The organism is Paenibacillus amylolyticus (assembly GCF_001570725.1).
In the GTDB taxonomy this organism is placed as follows: Bacteria; Bacillota; Bacilli; order Paenibacillales; family Paenibacillaceae; genus Paenibacillus; species Paenibacillus amylolyticus_A.
In genome coordinates, this window is sequence record NZ_BCNV01000009.1 from 1 (window position 1) to 17,861 (window position 17,861).

Genomic DNA, 17,861 nt, shown 5'->3' on the forward strand with positions numbered 1-17,861 from the left:
ATTGAAAAGAGCGATAAGCTCATTTTGAATCTGACGAGATTAAAAATCTCATTTGTGCTCCAGCCGATTCAAGCCAAGGCTTGTTTCTAACTTTCGCGTTCATTCTGCAAGCAGAATGTTTACTCACTCGTTGTTCAGTTTTCAAAGATCAAACTTGTTTCGTTACCGAATGTCGTTCTCCTCAGCAACTTTTATATCATAACACTTCCGAACCAACTTTGCAAGCTCTTTTTTTAAGTTTCTTTCGAAGCTTATTTATTTTGCTTGCGGCACTATGTTTTTCGTGTTTTTTTGGCCGGAAATAGAATATACCATATGCACAGCATAATTACTACTTGTAAAATATTCCATCAATGAATTTCTCGTTTACTTGATATAATCTCTTTTCAAACTATTCTTTTCGATGGCAATATCCTCTTACTATACCCTACATACACTCGCCAGTCTATTCTGCCTCTATATAGATTACGAACAGAACCGATCAACATCATTACCTTCTATATAATAAGAAACACAATATCAAATAGAACAATGCTATCTATTATATAGATGTCGAATATAGTAATGAACTCACTCTTCTGTGAGCTTGATAAGTTATGGTCCTCACTTCTTTACTTGTTACGCTTTGAACCTGCCCATCACTATCGTGTCGTAATACTGTCCATCCGCATGTCTACGATCCCTTTTCAAAACGCCTTCAATCCCGAAGCCACTCTTTTGATATAACTTGATTGCCTTTTCGTTTGATGCCAGTACATTCAACATCATCTTCTCTACACCAGTCTGGTCTGCCCATTCCATCGACTGCTCCAACAAGTTCATGCCAATCCCACGTCCCCAGAACTCTCTGGCTACACACACGCCGAACTCAACCTTATGGCAAAAGCGCTTCAACTCTGTACCTTCACATCGGGAGTATCCCACAATCTCGCCCGCTACTACAGCAACGAGGAATAGATTCCGCAACTTCTCGGTGTCCACATGGATGATACGCCTGAAACTGGCTGGGTCGATATACGCCTCGCCCTCATCACGATCCATGTTCTCGGTTTCTCCGTCCAGTTGTACACGAAGTGAAGACAGAGCCTCAGCATCCTTTTCCTCTGCCGATCTAATCGAGTAAGATACTCCTTTAACGTAATATTCCTGTTGTTCGATAATCATAAGAACCATTCCACCTATTCCACTTTAATTAAATATTCCATACTCTCTACCGCTCTACCCCACCTCAGACGGACTCTTGCCCGTAAGCATCTTGAACACCTGGCTGAAATACGTGGCATTACGGAATCCCGTCATCTCACTTACCTCATATACCATGTAATGTCCTGACTGCAACAGTTCCAACGCTCTTTGGATTCGGTACCCGTTCAAATAACTCACGAAATTCTCCCCCGTCACCCTTTTGAACAGTTGACTCAGATACTTCGGATGCACGAATAGCCCCTTGGCAATCGCTTCAAAACTGATCTCTTCGGCGTAATGCAGCTCCACATACTGTTTCACCTGCTCTATCAGTTTATTGCTTTTCTTCTCGCCCATCTCTTTGCGTATCTGTTCCAGCCAGTTGCAGATAATACGATCCATCCAGCTTACCAGATCATGCAAGGCATATTTCGATTGAATTTCACGCAGAAAATCACTCATCGCCAGCGGCGGGGGTAACATAGGGTGAAGTCGGTTCCAGCTATGAATCAACGTGTCAAACAAACTGACAACCACCACCTGTACACCCTGTATTCCAACACAGTTGCCCTCTTTCAGCAAAAGGCGAATATGATGCCATACCTCTTCAGCCAGATCAGGTCTGATATCCGTCCAAGCCTCACTCCATTGACGAAGTAATAATGAATAATCGGTCACACTTGCTTCTGTATTCTCTGACGCTTCATAGTGGTAGATACGACTTCCACCTTGGAACTCTGCTGTCTCCACCGCTTCCCTGCTCTCCAGATAAGAATCTATCACCTCACATGGGTGACTTTTGGATCTTCCTATTCCAGCACTTACTTCGATTTTCAAATAAGTAAAGATCTGATCCATCATCCTTTCCACGAGTGGCAGGATATCCTCCAGCTGATCCTTATCCTCTGTATCTCCTAATAGAAGCAACACAAAGACCTGATCCGAATAATCAACAATCTCTACCAGATCATTCATGCGCGCCGCATGCTCCTTCACCGTCTCTTGGATAATATCAGCCGCCCCATAGCGGAGAAGCTGCCAATCCCGTTCTTTCATCCGTGTCAAAAATACGGGGCGATTCAGCTGCAGACTAATGGCGCGTGCTTGTGAGGACATATGAATGCCTATATAGTCCATGCGTTCTTTAAGGAGCTCCTCCGGCCGATATCGCGTAGTCAGCAGTTCGTGTAGAAATTGTTTGCGCAAATACGGAAGTACCCGTCCGACCTCCTGCTTGTACGTCCGCTCTAGCCGCTCATGCCGCTCTCGCACATCTTGTTCCAGTAACACCTCCCGCAGCACAGACTCAATCTCCTCCACCTCCGCAGGCTTCAGCAAAAAGTGATTCACACCCCAGCGCATGGCTGCTCGGGCGTTCTCGAATTCGTCATATCCACTAAGGATGATGATCGGCAGATGGGGATGATCACGCCGCAACGTCTGGGTAATCTCAAGCCCGGTCATCCCTGGGAGATAAACGTCAGTCATAACAAGATCGGGATGCATGCGGTGAAAAAGATCAAGCGCATCCAGGCCATTCGAAGCAGTGCCTACAATGCTGAGGCCCAGGGAAGGCCAGTCAATATGTTCCGTTAGTGCCTTTACAATATGCGGATCGTCATCTACAAGCATGATGGTCTTCATCCTTTTTCACCGTCCAGCCACAGATTTAATTGCTCATCGGTCTCAATACGAGGGAGTGTAATCGTCACTTCCACGCCACCCGACTCTCCATCCCTCAGTTGAACGCCATATCGCTTCCCGCAATAGAGCTGAATTCGCTGATGAACATTCCGTACACCGATGCCACACGTCGCTTCGAGTTTCCAACCCTCTGGCAAGCCTTGCCCATTATCCGTGATACGAATGACGATATCTGGTTGAGAGCTTTCCGCCTCATGCATATGCACCTGAATTCGAAGTATGCCTTCTTCCGGATGTCCGTGCATAACGGCATTTTCAATAAAGGGCTGTAAGATAATCTTGGGAATATAACAGCCACGAATACGCGGATCGATCTGCTCCAGATATTGAATAGAGAAAGGTAGACGCTCTGACTGAATGCTGACGTAACAACGCGCATGCTCCAACTCATCCCGTACCCGAATAAATAATCTCCCCCCACTCAGTCCGATCCGTAACAGCTTACTGAGCTGTACAATCATACGACTGATATCCTTGGCTTCGTAATCGAGCGCGCGCCAGTGGATCATGTCGAGGGTGTTGTATAGAAAATGGGGTTTGATCTGAGCCTCAAGCAAGCCCGTCTGGGCTTCCCGCTTAGCACGGCTCTCATCCTTCACCTGTTCCATCAGCGTCGTGAGCTGTGAAGCCATGTGATTGAATCCATACGCCAAATGGGCATATTCCTCTGTGAATGACAGTTGTACCCGAGTATCAAAATCCCCTTTCTCCAATTGTCTCATTCGCTTGATCAGTTGGCGTAGCGGACGAATAATCCGCCGCACGAACAGAAATGCGAGTAATGCCGAGCATAACAACCCCAGTACTGCAATGCCAAGAATCTGCCACCCTGCGTGTCTGACCGGGGATAACAGCATATGAACCGGAATAGTCTGCACCAGACGCCACTGAAGCATCGCTGGTCTGGAGTACAGCACAAGCTGAGCGCCACCGGGTTTACCGGAAACCACTTCGAATCCGTCTTCTCCACGCTGGACGTGTTGCTGAATCCATACACTATCTATAATAGAAGAAGAATCTCCATCTCCCCCACTTGTAGCGGGGTCATCAGACCACTTAGGTCCCTCAACGGAATCAGTTTCACCCATTTGCATGACGACATTGCCAGCCGTATCCACCAGCAGCACCTTGCCTTCCAATACCATGGGCATATCCGAAAACCTGCGTACGATGTCTGCGCGGCTCAGCCGAATAAGCACGTAGGCTACCGTCTCACCTCGGCTGTCAAAGATTCGCTGGGCATAACCAATTAGGGATTGACCCGATTCATTCTCGCGTAAAGGTACCCATGCCGCATCTGCCTGCTCCAGTGCATCAAACCAGGAATCGCCGGATATCGTATCTACCGGGAAGATGCGATCAGGCATGGTAACAGCTACACCGTTAAATGCATCCGTGTACAACTCTATAGAAGTAATGCCTTCACTGACGACCAGAGTATGATCCAATATGCGGGATACTTCCCGCCGTTGATGAATCTGCGAAAGTCTTCCGGTCTCCATTGTCTCAAGCAGACTGGACAGCTCCCGATTGCTCGCCAAAGCATAAGCTGTTCCGGTTACCCCTGTGATGAAATCAAATCCCCGGCGTGTGCTCTCGTTCAGAAGAGCCAGGCGTGCTTTGCTAATCTCGGCAAAGGTGACCGCTGAGAAGGACTGATATGCCAGCCAGACGATCACCGAGACGAGCAACAGGTTAAACGCAATAAAGCAAGTCACCATCAATGTGGAGAGCTTGCTTTGTTGCAGCTTTTGATTAATATATGAAGACCATCTTCCTTTCCGCATGCGAAAATCAACTCGTTTCGTCTTGGAATTACCCTTTGAGTCCAGAGGTTGCGATTCCTTCCACGAAGTACTTTTGACACACGATAAATACAATAAAACATGGCACTAGCGACAACACCGACATCGCAAACATCGGACCCCAATCGGATTGAGAGCTGGAATCAAGGAACAGGCGTAGACCTAACGGCACTGTATATTTGCTCACGTCACTCAGGTAGATCAACTGACTGAAGAAGTCGTCCCATGTCCACAAGAACGTAAAGATCATCGTAGTGACTAATGCTGGAAAAGCCAGTGGAATGATGATTTTGGTGTATATTTTCACAGGACCGCATCCATCAATAGTGGCCGCTTCATCCAGTTCTTTGGGCAACCCTCGGAAGAACTGTACCATGAGAAAAATGAAGAATGCGTCAGTAGCCAGCCATTTCGGCACCACCAGCGGCAGATACGTATTCACCCACTCCAAGTGGTTGAAAAGAATATACTGCGGGATCAGCGTCACATGATGTGGCAGCATGATCGTCATGAGCATCAGACCGAAGCAGATGGCTTTGAAACGAAAATTCAGTCGGGCGAAGGCATAAGCCGCCATAGAGCAGGAGATCACATTGCCCAGTACGGCGCCAAGCGACAGGATGACAGAATTGCTAAGGAACCGGGAGAACGGATTACCCTGAATTCCCGACCAACCATTCATATAATTTTGCCAATTCCATTCCTGCGGCCAGAACCAGGTCTCTGTAAAGATCATATGTCCCGGTTTGAACGAGCTGCCGAGCATCCAGAGAATTGGATAGAGCATGACAAAGGCGATGCCTGAGATCAGCACATGTTTGCCGACGACCCATGCTGCGGAGTTCCGTTGTCCAATCATGATTTTCCACCATCCTCATAGTGCACCCACAGCTTGCTGCTGCGGAATACGAGCAATGTAAATACGCCAATCAGGATCACCAGCACCCAGGCCATCGCGGAAGCATAGCCCATCTGAAAGAAGGAGAATCCTTTTTTGTACAGATACAGAGAGTACATTAAGGTTGAGTTCACTGGCCCGCCGCTACCGTTACTGATGACGAAAGCCTGTGTGAATGATTGAAAAGACGTAATCAGTTGCATGACGAGATTAAAGAAGATAACGGGTGACAGAATCGGCAACGTTATATAGAAGAATCTCCGCAGAGGACCTGCACCATCTACCGCTGAGGCTTCATCATACTCGGGTGGAATCTGCTTCAGGCCTGCGAGGAAAATAATCATCGATGATCCAAACTGCCACACGGATAACAGCACGATGGAGTACAGGGCATACTTCGGATTCGCTACCCAATCGGGAGCTTTAATACCTACCATGGCAAGCACACTATTGAGCAGCCCGTCCCCACCCAGCATTTTACGCCACAACATTGCAATCGCCACGCTACCTCCAAGCAATGTCGGGATGTAATACACTGTCCGGTAAATACCGAGCCCTCGAATCCCCTTGTTGAGCAACATCGCTACAAGTAGCGCGAAGATCAGTTTGACCGGTACGGATACAGCGACATATGTGAACGTTACCTGGAGTGATTTGGTGAACAGTTTATCGGATGTAAACATGGTGGTGTAGTTATCCAGACCGACCCAGGAAGGGGCGGCCAGGATACTGTAATCGGTGAACGAGATGTATAACGATACCAACATTGGACCTAAGGTGAGAAATAACAATCCGACAAGCCATGGGGCGAGAAACAAAAGAGCGGCTCCATTATGCGCATATCTCCGTTTGACCCGCCGGGTAGCTACACGCTCGATTCGGGCTTGACTGACCTGAGATGTCGTCATTTTCGCAACCTCCCCGCAGGATTAGAAGTCTGAAATGGTTTCAATGGTTTATTGACTCGATGCAAGCGTAGCCTTGGCTCCTTCAATAAACTGGGCAATGACATCTGGCGTACTGCCTTGACCGAAGGCAATCTGCTCGCTTGCACTCTTAAAACTCGTGTCCACTTCAGCAAATCCTTGCGGGTATGGTGGATCAATCTCACTGGAATGCTTCGATACGGTGTCGATAAATTGGAAAATGGTTTGCTCCGCTTCCGGCAGCGTTGGCTGCATCTGCTCACGAATGCTTGAATTAACTGGCACCCCACGTTCGGAACCAAGAATAGCGGTTGCTTCTGGGTCATTGACCATGAAATCAATGAACATGGCAACTTCCTTCGGATGTTTGGTTTTACCATAACCAGAGAGGAACTGGCCTGGCTTCAGGTATTCGCCAATTTGCTGCTCGTTAACACCATGCGGAAGCACTTGGATGCCAAGCTTATGATCCTGGTTTTTGTTCACCTGCTGGAAAGTCAGCAATTGATTAGACCATGCAAAATCCATGGCAGCTGTACCCAGTGAGATTGGGCGTGTCTCCAGCGCATTCGTTGTGGATGCCGTGATCTCCGCTGTGGTCACTCCACCATTCTCTCGGAGTGCACCCCACATATCGAACCATTGTTGAAGCTCCTCGCTGGTAGCAGTCATCGTGCCTCCGTCGAACAATCCTTTCCCGGATTGCCGGATAAACACCTCGAACATGTTGGTTGTACCGGAAATGTCTGCAGATCCATAGAATCCCTCACCTTTGGCTGCGGCGATCTTCGTCGCAATATCCCCAAAATCCTTCCATGTCCAGCTTTCTTGCGGTTCTTCGATACCTAATTCCTGAAATACGGTGGCATCATAGATGACACCTGGTGCGTTAACTCCGAGGGTAATCGCATATAATTTATCGTCAATCGAACCGGCTGTAATCATACTTTGATCATGATCCTCTGTCCGCAGGTCTTTACTCTCTGCAAACGGGGTCAGGTCAAGCAAGGCACCACGCCGGGCAAAGTCAGTCAGAAAGGCGTAATCCATCTGGATGATATCCGGTGCATTTGAACCAGCTACCTGTGTAGTCAACTTGTCAAAATAACCGTCCCAACCGGAGTATTCAGGCTTAATGGTGATTCCCGGATGTTTCTCTTCAAACAATTGGATGACTTTGGTCGTCAGATCATGTCTAGTCTGTGATCCCCACCAGGTCATGCGTAGTTCAATCTTACCTGAAGAGTCTCCTCCACCTTCACTTGCTTCACCAGAAGAAGCGGGTGTATCGGCGGCCCCTCCAGAACAGGCTGTAGCGAACAATAACAGGGACAGGCAGAACAGGGTTACCCACTTTTTCGTGATCATCATAAATGAATTTCCTCCCCTTCTTGCATTTATGGAATCGCTTACAAAACCTATTGTATCGGTCCATTGCTGCACATGACATAAACAAAAGTAAGCTTTCCTGTCAAAAAAGTAAGGAGTTATCGGAATCAAAAACCACCGGGAATGACATTCCCGGCGGTGATGTTCCCGTATCAGATATGATTACGGGGATAGAAATGTAGTACGTGGAGCAGAAGTTAACCGGTTGGTATGGTTAAGTCTGTTAGGACAGTGAGCCGGCAGGTGATGACACCCTGTGCTCAGCCAGATGTTCCTTCATTTTGGCTACCTCAGTTCCTGCCAGCATCATAATGCCAATTCCATGATTGTCATTGGTGACAGTACGCAAGTCCTGATCGTAATACTCTGCCGTAAACGCATATCTCGATCCGCTACACACGCCATGCACATTCCCTTGACGATCAATCGCTTTGCAGATGAGTCCCTTCCATGCCCGCTGGGCAGCTGTGACGTAAACTTCAGGGTCTTTGAACCAGCCAAAGCGTACACCTCTCGCAAAACCATAGGCAAACATCGCCGTGCAGGAGGCTTCTTCATACGTCTGCGGATCATTCAACACCTGATGCCACAACCCACTTTCCTCTTGAAGTGCCGCGTAACCTTCACACAGCTCGTTGAAGAACTCAATTAAAGCTGGGCGCTCGGGATGCTCTACTGGCAAAGCTTCCAATACTTCTGTCAAAGAAAACAGTGTCCAGCCGTTCCCACGCCCCCATGGAATTTGCGTTGCCTGTCCGTATTTGAAATCATACACATGGGACATGATCTTGAACTCAGGCATAAACAGATACTTCCGATACAGGGAAAATTGTCTGGCGGCTTCATCCAGTGCGGATGAGTTTCCGGTCACCCGGGCATAACGAACGAGAAACGGCGTGCTCATATAGAGGTCATCTGCCCACATGGTATTCTCGGCATACTCCCCTACACATGTGCGATAAAATGCACCATCCTCCTGCCGCTCCAGGCGAGAAAGCATGAAATCCGCAATCCGTTCAGCAATCGGAAGAAACGTCGGTTCATGACATTCTGAATACGCTTCCAGCATGGCTGAACCAAAAGAACCGCAGTTATCCAGCATTTTCAGCATGACCAATTGTTGATTGACTGCCGGGAAACCATACTGCTCCCGATCCCATAGGGAGTAATCATACATCTGGGTACAAGCCTGCACATGTTCAGCCGCATAACGTGTAATGTCTGATCTCTGCAAATAACGTCCTGTCCGTAGCAGACCATATACAGTGACACCCAATGGATAATCCCAGCGACCATAATTGGTCACACTGCCCACGGTCCATTTGTTGCTTAACATGGCATTTTCATAATAAGGTCTGATCCAAGTATCTGGTCGATCTAAGCGCCAATACGTCTGGTCTAGACCCGTTTGGTACACTCGGTCCGTTCGAGTCAGATCCGCCAAGTCCGGTTCAACCTCCGATTCAAAAGGTCCAACATATAACCAAGACTCTCCATTAGCACCGTGCACACGCTGAGGAAGTTCCAGTGAAAGCAGCTTACCCGAAACGGATGCCTTCAAATTAAAATGCCACGGTCCCGCCGCCGTATCAATGCATTCACTTCGGACAAGCAGGTCACTTCGTCCAAAAGTGGCTGGTACATCCACCTCGAACGGACCCGCTTCCTTCACTTGCGCCACAGGTTTTCCGCTAATCCATATACTCAGAGAACCGGAGGATTGACCTGACAATCGCACCGCATTCCCGGTTGAATCGGTATTGTTCAGATGGGTCCAAGCATAAGCATGCTTACCAGAAAGATTTCCGAATATTCGCTCGAAAGCTGGCTTGGTTTTATCTTCATCAGACCAGCCTGTCTCAGGTAGCCAGTTCAAGCTGTAGTCTGATTCTTTTCCAAGCAGGTCTGGTTGCTTACTTGTGGCTGGGTTCGGTTGGGAGAACACCCATCCCGCTTGCCCCTGTCTCTCCTGGAATGGAGCAAATACATTCAAAATACGCACTTTTCCTTCATCTGACCCAAACTGGCAGCCGAAGCCGGCAGGCGTATTTTTCATTTCCAGCCATATGGTGTTCCAGCCGGGCTTGATGTCGATGCTGAGCTTCACCGTTGCATCAGGACTAATCTCATCCATTACCGTAGAGCGGTAGATCAACTGCTCATTGAAATAGAAGCGAACAGGTCCATAACAGCGGATCAGCACATCCAGATTTCGGTCCTCATCCCCCCAGACCAGTGCAGCTGCATAGGACATATGGTCTTTGGGTGTATTAGGAAAGCGTTTACCTAAATTCAGATCATAAAGCCCTTTTTCATTTTGCAAAATACCAGACTTTTGGAATACCCGATATACAAAATCAGCCTGCGCATTGGCCCCGATATACCTCTCGGCCAGCACCTTCAGCACCTGATCCTGATCTTCTCCAAATCGGTAATACATGCTCTGCGGTTCACTGAAATAGGTCGTCATCGACGGCACACATCCTTCTCACGTTGAAATAAAATCTTATATCAATGCATTCATACCATCCACACTGGAGTAAAAAACGGATACATAACACTTAAGTATAGCGCTTAACCCAGGTGAATAATCCCCTTACTGGGAAATAGATATGTCCCTTGGTTATCTTCAGAACAGCCGAATAATAATCCCAGTATAACTGACATGCTCTGTGGTGGCTATAGAATTTTGTTTACGCTTACAAAAAATCAGAAGATTTGGTTTTTCCTTCGCCAATTACACCTTCAATGGGACATTAATTCAAAAAAACGGAAAATGTTACCGATATAGAAACTATATATGTTGAACTAATCATTTGCACAGAAACGTAGAGGACAGAAAAAACTGAAAAAGCGAAGCGTTCGCCTTTATCACCGGATTTTTCCCTTGAGAAAAGGGAATCAAAAAAATCTGGGGATAACAGCGATTGGAAGGTTATTCTGTCATCGGAGTGTACGTGTGAATATATCTTTAGTTCAACTTATATAGATTGAAAAATTCCACTTTTTGTATCGGGAAGGAAAGATGCACATTGAATACTCTTGAATCTCTGGTAAATGCTATGCCTTTTGTTAGCCAAATGTTCCGCGACGACATATCCATATCCATTAATGATCATGAGAAAGTATTGTATTTTTCCGAAGCAAAAAGTCTGGAGATTGGCGTGAAGGTTGGGGATGAGCTGCATGATGATTATAAAAACTTCAAAATGCTCACCAACAAGGATTCCCGTACCGTGGCACGTATGCCTGGTGATCTGCAAGGCAGACCCTTCGACGCCATCCTTATTCCCATTAAGGAAAACGATCAGGTCGTAGGTATATTGGGCGTGAACTACGCACTGGATAGCCATATGACCCTCGAAAATCTGATTCGTGAAAATGAAACAACCATTAATGCTCTGGTTGGTGGCATTCAGCAGATTGCAGCACATTCTGAAGAACTCTCAGCGACCTCGGAAGAGATTCTGCGCAACTCCAAAAAAGCTTCAGAGAACTCGGTCAGTGTATCTAAAGTAACAAACGTCATTCGTGAAGTATCTGAACAAACTAATCTGCTGGGACTCAACGCCATGATAGAGGCGGCTCGTGTGGGCGATCAGGGAGCCGGATTCGGTGTGGTTGCCAGTGAGGTACGCAAACTGTCGGATCATACCAAACAAGCAGCAGCTGATATTGAATCATCTCTCGGCAGTGTACAGGATTCCATGAAACATATGGAGCAAGAGATCGGTCAGATTACAACCGCAACGGTAGATCAAGCCAAGCTCGTTACCGAGTTCATGGAAAGTATCGAACAGCTTAGCGAGACAAGTGCGAATCTGAAAAAGTTTGTACATCAGATGCTGGCACTCGAATAGTAGTCCAGTTCCGTAGCAACAAGAAGAACAAACCATATCACATGTACATAGGAAATATTTTTGAATGCAAAAAAGCCTCCGGCTACACTTCCCTTAACAGGAAGTTAGCGGAGGCTTTGTTTCGTATTTGAGGTGATATCCCTTTTATAGTCGTACGGCTGTTATATCTCTACAGCGACGCCAAAATGGTCGGACACGACCGGCCCGTTTTTACCGTTCAAGACCACGGTGGAAGACTTGGCCTGGATTGGACGATTGGAGAAAATATAATCGATCCGCAGATTTCGTTTGTTGTCTGCCCAACCGGCAATGGCCTTCACCACGGTTGCTCCGTCATCCTTTTGCAATGCTGTGGTGTACAGGTCGTTCCAGCCTTTGCTCATCATGTAATCATAGCCTTCATCACGCACTTCCGCGACATTATTGAAATCACCCATTATATATAACGGCTGGTCCATGTAGGGGGCAAGCTTGCTCTCCGTCATTTCCCACTGTCCCTTGAACGGTTCCTGCGCATCATCCCACCAGTTGTAGTGCCCATTTACAAACCAGGTTGCTTCACCTTCAACGACCGTCTGGATTCCCACAATCTTGCGTGTACGGTAATTGTTATAATCCCGCATGTGCGACACGTATTCTCCAAAAGCCTGGGTAATCGGCGTCCGGCTAAGGATCGCCAGTCCTTCGTCGTATTTTTGGAACCCGACATGCGCGGGAATCCACGTCCAGTAATATTGCTCGGTCAGCTGCTGAAGCAGGACGTAGGCATAGTTGTCTTTTTTAATCACAGCATCGGATTCAGTGGCATAATACATCTTCAGTTCTTCTTCAGAAAGCGCTGCTTCCTGCATGGACTGGTTAACCTCTTGCATGGAAATTACTTCAAATTGATATGTATTAATAAAATCAGCCAGCTGACTGATCTTGTTCAGTTGATCCTCTTCCGCCCAAGCGTGTGTGTTTAACGTAAGTATTTTCATATGCTCTCTCCTGTTGTTTGTAATATGGCCGTTTCCCCGGCCTGCATCGTTCCTGAAAGGAATACATACCATAAGCATACACAATATGATGCAATCATGCATTCCGTCTGCTATCAGAACCGACGTGTTCATCCTGGTACCTGTGGTCTGAAATAACTTTAAATTCTTCATAACCCATGCACGGATTGGCTCATAACTGATATGATGGATACATTAAATTCACAACATGACGTCATAGACGTGGTGATTACTGAACCTATGTTTACCCCAGGAGATGGAATGATGAACATACCGAATAACATGAGACTGGATGATGCGCAGTGGCAACAGTTGATCAGGCAGGTTGCGGAGCATTTTAATAACCTGACGATCATGCGCGGATTCCAATATTATAAACAGAAACGTGTCGGACCATTAACCTATTCCGAACAACAAGGGATCTCGGCCGTTGTACAAGGATCGGAAGAGTATGAGGTCACCCTCAGTATGCAATCTCTGTCTACCAGTCATTGTACCTGTCCGGTGAGTTCCCTATGCAAACATATGACTGCTGTATTGATGAGTTATGCCGAGCAACTGGAGCGACCTGTGCATGCGATTGTGAATGCGCACTCCAGTACTGCGCTCAAACAAACGACCAAACCCGTCGGGGCCATGTCCGCAGGGCTATCCAGCTACGCAGATACCGATGAACAGCACGATATGGATTTTCCGGACAACCAGTACAGCCAGATCAAGGAGCGTGCAACAGAACTGGCCGATCTGGAAATCTCGGAATGGCATGAGCTATTTCATTCATCTCTGAGACGGTTAGGTACCGGCACAGCAAACACATCCTACGTGCAGGAAGCAACGGACGAGCTATATGCCATTAAGCCAAGGCTGTCTGCTGCGATGGACCAACTTTTTGAACTACATGTGCAGCTATACCTCATCCGATTCTGCGTGCCTCCGGCCCGTAACTCAATTACGCATACCCCCGTGTACTTGAGCTACCCTGCCCAGCTGGCGGTGGATGCACTTCTGAAAGACATTGAACGGATCTTTAACCATCAGCTAGACCTGTCGGGTCTAAAGGGGAAAAAGCTGGAGCAATATTGGAACAGACTGGCCGAAACCTCGGCCTATTTACGTACACATATGATGTCTGAGACGGCAAGCATGATGTTCTTCACGCCAATCTATCGACAACTGTGGTTGAACTGGATTGTGCCTGAGCTTCATGGGGCGCCGGACATGCTATCATCGGAACAGGCTATCTTAAATGATATAGAGCGCGGTATAATCGCCGCTTCGACACCTTCCCAGTCAGGTGAAAGTGTCTTGGGTGGTGCTCAAAGTAACGGAAGTCGTAGTGAGAGACCGAGTAAAACCGTGACACTGCCCCTGCCGCTGGTACTCGCGCAGAGCTGGATGCACTTCCATCTGGGGCAAGATGATCAGGCGTGGCAACGACTCGTCCATGGAAGCTCAGCCTATGGCATCCCGCCAGAACATCTGTTGCATTTTCTCCATGTGCTCGCTGATTCAGCTGAATGGAAGCGGCTCGGAGATTGGTTGGTACAACTCGGTCCTCTACTGGCGAATCGGCGTAACACACCTTTGAATGATTACATGCATCTGTGGGATACGGCCATTCAACATCTGCCAGATTCAGAGAACCGCATGTGGGACACGCTTGTCAGCATGCTTCCCCACTCCCGCCCTGCTTATGAAGATGCCATGCATTCTCGTGGTCAGTGGCGCAGGTGGATTGATTTTCAGCTGAGCACAGGGACGGAGCCTCTCGAATTTCGCGTAGCCGTGCTGCAACCGATTGAAAAAGATGCACCTGAACTGCTGCTTCCCTTCTATCACCAGGCGGTGGAGCGTTATATCGGACACAAGAACAGGGACGGATACAAAGCAGCGGTGAAGCTGCTGAAACGCCTCTCCAAAATCTATAAAAAGTTGAAGCAAGAAGCGCACTGGGAGCAGTTCATCACCACACTCGCCGTTCGTAACAGTCGGCTGCGTGCCCTGCAGGAAGAGCTTCGGAAAGGTAAACTGATCTCATGAGCTTAATTCATCCTTACACTGAAACGATTGAGGTTCACGTCGCTTTAACCGGATACGGCGATGCATTGTTTTACGGAGCACTCAACACACACCACTTTGTATCAGGACAGTCGCTTAAGCAGCGATTATTCGCTTGGCATTCACCTTCCTTCTACGGTACCGAACTGGAAGTTCGGCAGATTGAGGAGATTGAGCTGGTTGTTCTGCCTGCGGAAGAAGTGATTCCCTTCTTTGCCGAGATGCATACTCTGCTTCATATTGAATGGAAATGGGACGAACAGGCTGAACATCTGATTCGACTGGCTCCGGCACTCGAAGCATCTATCGAGAAACGCAAATACGTACCCAGCTTTGAGGCCTACCGCGCAGGACAACTTCAATGGACCTGGGACCCGGACAGTTTGAAAAAGCAGGATCGGGCATCGCTTACCAAAGCGATTCAGCAGACGGACGAGAGCTATGCCGAGGGACTCGGGGCGGCCTACTCCGCCTTCGTATTCCAGCGCTGGTACAGTTCGGAGGAAGCTGCGACCGATCTGCGGCGTGAATTCCCGCAATTGTTCCCAGAGCGCGGCACTCTACCCAAGACAGCTGGAATGGACGCTCAGTCCTGGCTCGTATCCATTGGCTGGAAAGCGGATGCCGCACCATTCAGACCCATGCTGCAATTGCAGGAGCCAGACGAGGATGAGCCATCTTGGCGGCTGCGACTAGTGTTGCAGAACAAGCTGGATGCCGCTGTATTGGTGCCCGTCATGCTCGATTCACGGGGCCGGCTTGAAGGGGAATGGCCAGAGGTGTGGGCACCGTTCATTCTGGATCGCTCCGCCGGATGGCTGGATCAGCTTCGTGCACATCTGCCGCGTCTTGGAGGCTCCATTAGCGGCAGACGGGATGTTCTCAGTGACCCTTTGGGAGATCAGGAAGCCTGGCAGTTCCTGACGCAGGATAGCGGGCGGTTGCTCGCAGCGGGCTGGCAAGTTCTGCTGCCTGGTTGGTGGGAAGCAGCCCGTAAGAAGAAGCCAAAGCTGCGTGCTAAGGTGCAGCCGGAGGAAGGCAGTGAGCGGGGCCAGTCGTTCTTTGGACTGGACTCAATTATTCATTTTGACTGGCGAATTGCGATTGGTGACACAGATCTCAGCGAAGATGAATTCGCCGACCTTGTTGCCCGTAATGAACGATTGGTTCGCTTCCGCGGAGAATGGGTTCCTCTCGACCCTGACCTGTTGGAGCAGATACGTCGCGCCATGGGCGGTGTAGATCGGGAACAGGGACTCTCATTCCAAGATATTCTGCATCTGCATCTGCTGCATAATGAGCAACGGGAATATCGCAACCAGAAATGGAAGGAAGGACAACAGACCGAGGAAGAAGAGCAACCACAAGCTAATGAAAACATTCGGCTGGAAGTTGAACTTAACGAACATCTGAATCGGGTTATTGCACAACTCGGGGGCGGACAAGGCGGTGCGCCTTCTCTGCCCATCCCGACAGGGCTTCATGCCGAGCTGCGATCGTATCAGAAGGAAGGTTTTGCATGGCTTGGTTTCCTGCGCAGATTCGGGCTTGGGGCATGTCTTGCCGATGATATGGGTCTCGGGAAAACCATTCAGTTCATCACGTATCTGTTGCACATCAAAGAACATGAACCACGTAAGCCGGGACAAGCTCCGGCACTTCTGATCTGTCCGACTTCTGTACTGGGTAACTGGCAAAAGGAGATTAGCCGCTTCGCGCCTTCTATTAATGTCAGTCTGCATTACGGGGCACGCCGATTAAGTGGAGAAGAATTCCGGGAGCAGACCGAGCAGGTGGACATCATTATTACGTCCTTTGCTACGGCTACACTAGATCAGGAAATGTTGCAGACGTATACGTGGTCATGCATCTGTCTCGATGAAGCGCAGAATATTAAGAATGCTCAGACCAAGCAGTCCCTGGCTGTTCGCAGTTTCCCGGCGAAACACCGCATTGCCATGACAGGCACACCAATCGAGAATCGGTTGTCTGAGCTGTGGTCGATCTATGATTTTACCAATCCAGGATATTTGGGCAGTGCCCGGGCATTCCAGACTCGCTTTATCAGTGCCATAGAGAAGGATAAGGATGAGCAACGAATGCAGGATTTGCAGCAATTAGTGAAACCGTTCATGCTGCGCCGCAAGAAAAAAGATCCGAATATCCAGCTTGATCTGCCGGACAAAAACGAGATGAAGACTTACATTCATCTTACGGGCGAGCAAAGTGCATTGTATGACCAGTCCGTGCAGGCCCTGATGGATAAAATGAAAGAACTGGAAGGCATTAAGCGTAAAGGCGCAATTCTATCGGCGTTAACCCAGCTCAAGCAGCTGTGTGATCACCCTCTGCTGCTAACGAAAGAGGCCTTGCCGGAGGAACTGCCTGAAGACGGCACGTTGACATCTGCTTATGACGTGTACAGCCCGCAGGATATGGCGATGCTAATCAGCCGCTCCGCGAAGCTGGAACGACTGATGGAGCTTGTCCGTGAATTGCGGGACGAGGGCGAGCGATGCCTGATTTTCACCCAATACATCGGGATGGGTCAGATGCTGCAACAGGTACTGCGTCAGGAGTTGCAGGAACCTGTGCTGTATCTGCACGGAGGTACGTCCAAGACGGGACGGGATCGCATGATTGAGGAATTCCAATCCCGTACATTGCCTGAGGATAAGCAGCCTTCCGTCTTCATTCTGTCTATCAAGGCTGGCGGTGTGGGATTGAATCTGACCGCAGCCAATCATGTATTCCATTTTGACCGCTGGTGGAACCCGGCTGTTGAGAATCAAGCTACCGACCGGGCTTACCGGATGGGTCAGACCAAGGATGTTCAGGTGCATAAGTTCATCTCTCTTGGCACATTGGAGGAGCGGATCGACGAGATGTTGGAGAGCAAACAGCAGCTCAGCGATAACATCATCACAAGCTCCGAGAACTGGATTACCGAATTGTCGACGGATGAGTTGCAGGATCTGTTCACTCGGCGTCGTGACTGGTCGGGCTAACTTGGTAGAAGATTTACAGTACAAGCCAAA

General features: G+C 48.5%; 11 protein-coding genes. 3 read left to right on the forward strand and 8 right to left on the reverse strand.

Annotation, left to right across the window (positions count from 1 at the left end; all coding sequences use genetic code 11):
- Positions 1-618: 618 nt before the first annotated feature.
- The 7 genes from PAHA3_RS26525 to PAHA3_RS26555 all read right to left on the reverse strand — a co-directional run bounded on the left by PAHA3_RS26525 (position 619) and on the right by PAHA3_RS26555 (position 10,377).
- Positions 619-1,164, reverse strand: a complete 546-nt coding sequence (locus tag PAHA3_RS26525; protein WP_062837675.1) for a GNAT family N-acetyltransferase — start codon at positions 1,162-1,164, stop codon at positions 619-621.
- 54 nt (positions 1,165-1,218) lie between these two features.
- Positions 1,219-2,829, reverse strand: a complete 1,611-nt coding sequence (locus tag PAHA3_RS26530; protein ID WP_082763021.1) for a response regulator — start codon at positions 2,827-2,829, stop codon at positions 1,219-1,221.
- Positions 2,826-4,676, reverse strand: coding sequence for a cache domain-containing sensor histidine kinase (locus tag PAHA3_RS26535; protein ID WP_062837677.1), 1,851 nt, complete (start codon positions 4,674-4,676; stop codon positions 2,826-2,828). The genes PAHA3_RS26530 and PAHA3_RS26535 overlap by 4 nt, the downstream gene beginning before the upstream one ends.
- A gap of 28 nt (positions 4,677-4,704) precedes the next feature.
- Positions 4,705-5,553 (reverse strand): carbohydrate ABC transporter permease, encoded by an 849-nt coding sequence (locus PAHA3_RS26540; RefSeq protein ID WP_062837678.1) that lies wholly within the window; start codon positions 5,551-5,553, stop codon positions 4,705-4,707.
- Positions 5,550-6,500 carry a carbohydrate ABC transporter permease gene (locus tag PAHA3_RS26545; protein WP_082763022.1) on the reverse strand — a complete coding sequence of 317 codons (951 nt, stop codon included), beginning with the start codon at positions 6,498-6,500 and terminating at the stop codon, positions 5,550-5,552. Before PAHA3_RS26545 ends, PAHA3_RS26540 begins: the two co-directional genes overlap by 4 nt.
- Positions 6,501-6,548: 48 nt before the next feature.
- Positions 6,549-7,889 (reverse strand): ABC transporter substrate-binding protein, encoded by a 1,341-nt coding sequence (locus PAHA3_RS26550; RefSeq protein WP_062837679.1) that lies wholly within the window; start codon positions 7,887-7,889, stop codon positions 6,549-6,551.
- 241 nt (positions 7,890-8,130) lie between these two features.
- Entirely contained in the window at positions 8,131-10,377 is a 2,247-nt protein-coding gene (locus PAHA3_RS26555) for a glycoside hydrolase family 88/105 protein (protein WP_062837680.1), read from the reverse strand.
- A gap of 562 nt (positions 10,378-10,939) precedes the next feature.
- On the opposite strand from PAHA3_RS26555, the gene PAHA3_RS26560 reads away from it, so the two are divergent.
- Positions 10,940-11,767 carry a methyl-accepting chemotaxis protein gene (locus PAHA3_RS26560; protein WP_062837681.1) on the forward strand — a complete coding sequence of 276 codons (828 nt, stop codon included), beginning with the start codon at positions 10,940-10,942 and terminating at the stop codon, positions 11,765-11,767.
- Between the two features lie 161 nt (positions 11,768-11,928).
- On the opposite strand, the gene PAHA3_RS26565 is transcribed toward PAHA3_RS26560, so the two are convergent.
- The gene (locus PAHA3_RS26565; RefSeq protein ID WP_062837682.1) at positions 11,929-12,747 is read right to left on the reverse strand and encodes an endonuclease/exonuclease/phosphatase family protein; all 819 of its coding nucleotides are present in this window, start codon (positions 12,745-12,747) and stop codon (positions 11,929-11,931) included.
- Between the two features lie 282 nt (positions 12,748-13,029).
- Here PAHA3_RS26565 and PAHA3_RS26570 point away from each other — a divergent pair, with 282 nt between their 5' ends.
- Together PAHA3_RS26570 and PAHA3_RS26575 are read left to right on the forward strand one after the other, a co-directional pair.
- Entirely contained in the window at positions 13,030-14,805 is a 1,776-nt protein-coding gene (locus PAHA3_RS26570; protein ID WP_062837683.1) for an SWIM zinc finger family protein, read from the forward strand.
- 5 nt (positions 14,806-14,810) lie between these two features.
- A complete protein-coding gene (locus tag PAHA3_RS26575; protein ID WP_153028321.1) occupies positions 14,811-17,831 on the forward strand; it encodes a DEAD/DEAH box helicase in 3,021 nt (1,006 codons plus the stop codon).
- Positions 17,832-17,861 lie beyond the last annotated feature (30 nt).